The organism is Methanospirillum hungatei (assembly GCF_020216685.1).
Lineage (GTDB): Archaea > Halobacteriota > Methanomicrobia > Methanomicrobiales > Methanospirillaceae > Methanospirillum > Methanospirillum hungatei_B.
The window spans coordinates 1-7,033 of record NZ_JAIWNS010000229.1 but is presented as its reverse complement, the minus strand read 5'-3'; the positions used below and the strand labels follow the sequence as shown (position 1 = coordinate 7,033).

The 7,033-nt window shown below is 43.6% G+C and carries 3 protein-coding genes and 2 pseudogenes; 2 read left to right on the top strand and 3 right to left on the bottom strand.

Annotated features, from left to right (window positions below; translation table 11 throughout):
• Window positions 1–261: pseudogene (locus LDL35_RS13590) on the top strand (hypothetical protein); the annotation flags it as partial.
• 162 nt (window positions 262–423) lie between these two features.
• Here the strand turns inward: LDL35_RS13590 and LDL35_RS13585 are convergent.
• Window positions 424–1,944: pseudogene (locus LDL35_RS13585) on the bottom strand (IS66 family transposase).
• A complete protein-coding gene (locus tag LDL35_RS15450; protein WP_369694938.1) occupies window positions 1,931–2,098 on the bottom strand; it encodes a DUF2080 family transposase-associated protein in 168 nt (55 codons plus the stop codon). The pseudogene LDL35_RS13585 and the gene LDL35_RS15450 overlap by 14 nt, the downstream one beginning before the upstream one ends.
• Before the next feature lie 720 nt (window positions 2,099–2,818).
• Between LDL35_RS15450 and LDL35_RS13580 the strand changes: the two genes are divergently transcribed.
• Window positions 2,819–3,052 carry a hypothetical protein gene (locus LDL35_RS13580; protein ID WP_304023391.1) on the top strand — a complete coding sequence of 78 codons (234 nt, stop codon included), beginning with the start codon at window positions 2,819–2,821 and terminating at the stop codon, window positions 3,050–3,052.
• 589 nt (window positions 3,053–3,641) lie between these two features.
• On the opposite strand, the gene LDL35_RS13575 is transcribed toward LDL35_RS13580, so the two are convergent.
• On the bottom strand, window positions 3,642–6,890 hold the full coding sequence (locus LDL35_RS13575) for a S8 family serine peptidase (protein ID WP_304023389.1): 3,249 nt from the start codon (window positions 6,888–6,890) through the stop codon (window positions 3,642–3,644).
• Window positions 6,891–7,033: the final 143 nt, after the last annotated feature.

The following is a 7,033-nucleotide window of genomic DNA, read 5'->3' as shown; positions in this document are numbered from 1 at the left end:
AATGGATCTGAAATAGTAATAATAGAGGTTAAAACTACACTGCGGCCAGAGGACATCAGACATTTCCTCAAAAAACTCAGTCAGGCAAAGAACTGGATGCCGGAATATGCAGATAAGAAGTTATATGGAGCAGTTGCATTCATCTCTGAAGATGCAGGAACAGCGGCAATGGCTGAGAAGAATGGGCTCTTTATCATCAGGGCAACCGGCGACAGTGCAAGTATCGTGAACAGAGACGGTTTTCAGCCGAAAATCTGGTGATCAGTCCTTAGCCATTGCACCATCATGGAGATCTACTGGCAATCATAATTTTGAGATGACACCATTCGCATTAGACACCAAAACCGAGAGATATCTGGTAAATTAGTTACGGTTCCCTCTGCGAAACAGGTAATCCGGAAGATCCTTTGTAACAACTCAACTTTAGGAAGTTGCGCAATTACCAATTTCGACATGTCTTTCAAATCCTAACTTTCTTCCTACCATATGGATGAAATTCTCCTTTTTTTTCTTCGAAGTTTCATAAAGGCTAAGCAATATTCCCAATGTATCCGCTCCGAGCCATGTTCTTCTGCCCCCGCTAATTTTTCGATGAAGTACCCCCTGACGTTTGGAACGTTCCGCATCATTATTGTGCCATGGAACATCTTCATGGACCATGAAAGTAAGCAACATATCTTTCCGTTTTCGAAGTTCTTTGGAAATACGAACTATATCTGGATCTATCCATTTTCGTTCAAGCAATTCCGTAAGTTCTGCCTGAAATATTTCATGTGCATTTTTCCGTTCATCCAAAGATGGTGGAGGATCATTTTCTGTATATTCTATTGCTTTTTTTAGAATTGAACGAACTCCATCAACAAACTCAAGGAATTTTTCTGGTGGTCTGCCTTTTCTTAGAATCTTTGCTGGTTCAGAGGTCAACAAACTTCTTGGTTCAATTTTGTGCTTTATTTCTGCTCTTTCCAGCCATCGATTAACATGAAGGAGATCTAACTGATGCCCTAAACACTATATGACATCATAAAGTTTCCATGCATCTCTTCCTAAAACGCCATTAAAGTCTTTTAAAACTTCTTCGGGAACCGTATGTCCACGAGTTGGTGCCACTTTGTAATATGAGCCAAGTGTTGAAGTGAAAAACCCCATCCATCCATTTTCTCCATTCACTCTGAAACTTGTTTCATCAGCATTGACATTGTTTTCCTTTACTATCAGATCTTTGAGTTTTTCGTAGTCTTCTTTGAGAGTATCTGCAACCCACCTTTCCAGTTTCAGAATGGTAGCTTCACTTATTTGAATATCGTATGTTTCTAATAGGCTGGATTGGATTTTCCGTATAGTTAATCCAAGCATTCTATGATAAGCGATCCAAGCCGCAACAGCAGGTCCGAATTGTTGGTTTGGTGGTAAAGGCAACTCTCCACGCACTAATTTCTTGCATTTTGAACACCAATACCTCGAATAATGAATTTCGTAAATGATGTGCTTTGGAAATGGAATATCTGTTATGGTACGTGTTTGTTCCGCCCCTTTAACTGGTTCATTCAAGTGTGTTCCACATTCAGGACAGGTATCCAAGTTAATATGAATAAATGGTGAATTGGAAACAGGTCTCCTCCTACCATTTCCTTCATGCCCGGGTTGACCACCACTTTTCCGATTTTCTTCACACTGCCCTTTCCGGCGATAAAAGGTCTTTGAACTTGAAACTCCTCCTGCCTCAGCTGTTTTACTTGATGCTGAGATAAAGGGTGCATAATTTAATATTTTTGCAATTTCTTTTTTGAGTTCTTTATTCTCTTTTTTCAGCTCGCTTTTCTCCTTTTCTGCTAAAATTCTGCGTTTCCGTTCAATATCTAGCTCTTTCTGTAATTTATGGATAGTTTGCCTTAAATTGTCAATATTTTCTTTGCTGGTTTCGGGAGTATTATTGCTCGTCATTATCCAAAATAACCAAATAAACTGTTTTCCCTAAATGTTCCTTGGGACAATCTACTTTCGCACTTGTTCCAAAGGGTTTGACTTCTCGTTTATAAAACCCACAAATGTTGTTTACTTTCAACTCTGTAGCAACATTGAATGGAACCCTCTTCATAAGATATCTATTAGATATCCATAATATTTAATACTTTCGAAATTCTCTCAAATTTTCTATGAGAAAAGATGAAAACTGAATATATTTTTAAGATATTAGCCTATGGGAAAATATTTCGCGACTTTTGATTACTTTCCAAAACCTGAATTGTTACGAAAAAAGTAGCCTCTTCGCTATTTCAAGTGGCTATGTCAAAATAGAATGTAAACCTCAAAGGAGCGAGAGTAAAATTTGTAGATACCAAAAGTCTTAAACCAACCTTGAATAGATATTTCGCATTATACCGACAATATATCCAGATATGGTTGCATCATCAAAGACAAAGTCACCCCCACCAGATGACACCAATTCAATCGACGGCCCCCTTTCGTTCGAAAAGGTATGGCTCATGTTTCAGGAGACGGATAAAAGATTCAAAGAGACTGATAAAATACTGACGGAAAAATTTCAGGAGACTGACAGGTTATTAACCGAAAAGTTTCAGGAAACAGATAATAAATTTAAAGAGACTGATAAAAAACTCAACAAACTTGAGCAATTATTCACCTCACATGGGGCAAACTTGTTGAATCCCTGGTCGAGGGAGACGTAATTAAAATTCTGAATGAACGGGGGATAGAAGTCACTGATACCCTGAGATGACGAACGGGACGGCGTGATGGAATAGATTACGAATTTGATATTAGCGCAATCAATGGCACAGATATCGTAATCATTGAGGTGAAGACAACCTTAAGACCAGGTGATGTTCGTGATTTTTTAAAGAAACTCAAACAGGCAAAGAACTGGATGCCGGAATATTCAGATAAAAGAATATATGGGGCGATGGCATTCATCTCCGAAGATGCAGGGACAGCAGCAATGGCAGAGAAGAAGGGACTTTTTGTCATACGAGCCACGGGAGATAGTGCAACCATCACTAACCAGGAAAACTTTCAGCCGAAGATATGGTAATTCATCATACAAACCTGGAATAAACCCCTCTTGTGTACTTAATCAAAGCAGGGATACCTGTATGAAGGGACCTCATTCATCCTCTCCAAAAGATCACAAAACCAACTGCCCTTTGCCTTAAATTCAGGAGTTTTGGAGTCTCCATTGGTTTTCACAAATACCAGTAATTCATCAGCATTCCAGGCCTTAATAACCAGGTGAAGGACAGAATACTGCAGATATCCGTATTAATGGCAACTGAATCACTCTTTTTTTAAATATGACGAAAAGAGGAACACCATATGGATACGGTTCCTATCTTTTAGTAAAGGCGAAGATCATAGTGGGCAAACAGAATCAGTAAACCCATACCATAGACCGCAAAATAAAAAAGGATCGCAATTTAAAAAACAAGGATTTTTTCAAAAAGAAGAGATTTGACCTCAATTCATTGTTTTTCTCCGTTCCCAGAACCTCTATCCCCTCTGTATTCCAATACTATGATAATAAGCCACAAAAAGGTTGATGTGTACCGGTTTTCAGGATTGGAGCAGACGAGTTTAAAAAGTTGCGTGATAATAATGGCTATTTCGTAGATAAAACACCATCATTAAGGAGATACCTCGTTCGTAACAGCACTCACTCCCTGGGCCGCATTACTGACCTGCAATGTGACGGTGTAGGTCTGTGGATTATAGAATGTATGAACCGGGTTCTGAACCGTGGAGGTGTTCCCATCACCAAAGTTCCAGGTCCGGGATGTCACAAATCCCTCTGATACATCATAAAACCTGATAGTCAGAGGATAAACCACCGTTTCCGGCACCCCATAGAATTTTGGAATGATCTGGGATACTGCACGAACGCTGGTATACGCATTGATCCGGCCCCCGGTCACACATCTCCCTGATAACCCGCTCTTTACATCCACGCCATTCATGATCGCCGTCTTAATCTGATCCATAGTCATCGATGGATTCGCAGCCTTGAGCAATCCCGCAACACCGGCAACATGGGGTGTTGCCATCGAGGTTCCGGACATCGTAGTATATCGATTCCCCGGATAGGTGCTGTAAATATTCACCCCTGGTGCTGCAACATCAACCGTCGTTGCTCCGTAATTTGAGAACGAAGCAAGGGCATCGCGTGAGTCGGTTGCTGCCACGGTGAGAATATTCGCATTTGGTAATGAACCAGGTGAGTGCGGATTTGTATCAGTATTAAGTGCACTGTTACCTGCTGCACAGACAAACAGGGCATCCGGCATACTGCTGATTGAATCCCGGAGAGCAGTATCAATTCCACTTGCACCCCAGGAGTTCGAGAATATTCTCGCACCATGGGAGTATCCCCAGGCAAAAGCCTCAATGGCATCACTGGTGTAACCGGACCCGCTTGAACTTAAAAACTTCAGCGGCATAATCTTGACATTCCAGTTCACCCCGGTAACACCAATGCCATTATTGCCGACCGCTCCAATCGTCCCGGCACAATGGGTCCCATGTCCATGATCATCCATCGGATCACTATCATTATTCCGGGTATCATATCCGGCAATCATATTTGCCGCTAAATCCGGATGATTATAGTCAACCCCGGTATCCACCACAGCAACAATGACATCCGACGACCCGGTCACATAGGCCCAGGCTTCAGGGGCATCAATATCTGCATCAGCAGTCCCACCTGTCTGTCCGGTATTATGAAGACCATACAGGGATGAGAACGAAGGATCATTTGGAATTACCAGGCTCCCAGGTGTGACCGCAGTCATCGTTGCACTGACGGTTGTAGTCTGATCTGCAGTGACCGATACACTTTGTGACCAGTCCTGATACCCGGATTTGCTCAGCCTGACCGTATGAGTACCTGTCGCAACATTACTCAAAGTGGTCGGAGTAGTAACTCCCTTTGCCTCACTATCCAAATACACGGATGCACCAGTCGGATTTGAACCTATTGATATGGATCCTTTCGGAACTGCAGTAAGAGTGGCCGATACTGTCGCAGTCCCACCGGATGGAACCGTAACCGAGGTAGAATAATCTGTATACCCGGTCAGTTTCAGCGTGACGGCATGGGATGCTGCAGTCACGGATGTGAGGGTATTTGGAGTTACCTTCCCGGTATTAGTCCCATCAAGCCAGATCTGGGCACCGGACGGAGTAGACGATACACTGATTGATCCGGTCTGGGCGGCTATTCCATAGTTGACATTGAAGATTGCGAAATAATGATTCTGGTACCCCTGGGACGACTTTCCGCCATAGTCCATATTCATCTTCAGTCTGAAAAGACCGTACGGACGATTCGAATTGCTTCCCCAGCTGTTCAGGACTATCCAGTACCGCTGGTTTGGATCACTGCTGGTATCATCATATCCGACTATGATAACCGCATGCCCCCCTCCGGATGATCCATAGACCATATTATTGTAACTATCCGGATTCCAGAGCGCCGATTCGGTCTGATATGCCCAAAATGAATTAAATGCACTCCATGAAGAACTGTCAGGAAGGAAGAATGCCCACCAGACTGCCTTGTTTGCATCAATCTGTGCCTTGATATTGGCAATAGCCTGCGCTTGTGAGACTCCGGTTGTCGTTATCCAGCTGGTGGAGATGCTGGTTATCGGGTAGTTTGGAGAGGTTGCAATACTCGAAGCAGGGGTCTGTGCACCACATCCATAATTGCAGGCATACCGGTCATTGTAATAGGCATTGGTATTTGACCAGGGGATAACCTGCTTAAATCCGGTGGTACTATGGAAATTCGCAAAAGTCGAGGCCCATCCACCATTGCAAGCACCGGTTGTTGCACTGCCCCCATTGTAATTTGAATCAAAATACTGAATCGACAGCCGGTTCTTTATCCCATTCTGAACGGTGAGGGCATTCTCGATAACCCCGGTCGAAGCCCATACCCAGCAGTTCCCACAGTTGCCCTGGTTCCGCTCCGATGGGGTGTACTGGATGTTGGAGAGCAGGCTTTTACTTCCTTGAATTGATGACAGAGGAGCATTTTCCACCTTAACCGCGGCATTGTAATCGCTCTGGATCTGTGCAATATCTTCAAGTGATAAACGCATGTAGCCAAATTCTTCCGACTCATTGATCACAGATATGGCACCAGCAGATACACTGGATGGAGGTGCCGGACGATGGCCATTCTCTTCAGCGGGTGCGGGAGATGGCCCGACAGAGGGAACAAATTTGCCTTGGACGAGAGATTCACGGTATGAAACGGCATCCTGATTTACATGAACCGGAATGTGAACATTTTCTACCGGATACACCTGATACAGATAATCAGGCTGGGCATACTCAACCATCGGGTTCATCCGGTACAGCCCGATCGCTTTCATTGTCCCGGTGCTATTTGGAACACGAACGACCTGCATACCCTCAACTCCAAGAGTTTTTGAATCAGCAAGAACCGTCGCACCCATGGCTGCGTGTGCTTCTGCCTGTACCTGGCTTAAGGTTGATTTTTCAGAGCCTAAAACAGGCTTAAACTTAACGATAACCCGGTCCGGTGCATATTCAGGGCTCTCTGACGAAGTGTTCAGAGTACTATTCATGGACGATCCCTGTTCTGTTGTCGTCTGACCAGATCCTGTACTACTCATCACAGGGGACTGGACAATGCTCATAGCAGGTCTGCTGACCGGGGGACCGGCCACTTGCGGTACCGGACCGACTATCGACGGCGGGGAATGATATGCTGGAACTCCCACATCAGGAGGTTTGACCACCGTCGACTGAACGGGAACAGCAGTATCTGAAGTCGCCGCAACTGTTTGTAAACCAATACAGATAAGGAGGAGAGAAATGGAAATGAATATTAGTTGTTTCATCATGATCGATCACCCTTCAAAGTTAAGAATTAATACGCAATTATTATATATAATATTGTGCAGGCGCTTAATGTTTTATATATCTCGTAAGAATAAAGACCCCCTATTAGGCAACACCCATAAGAATAGATTAAATACCATCACAG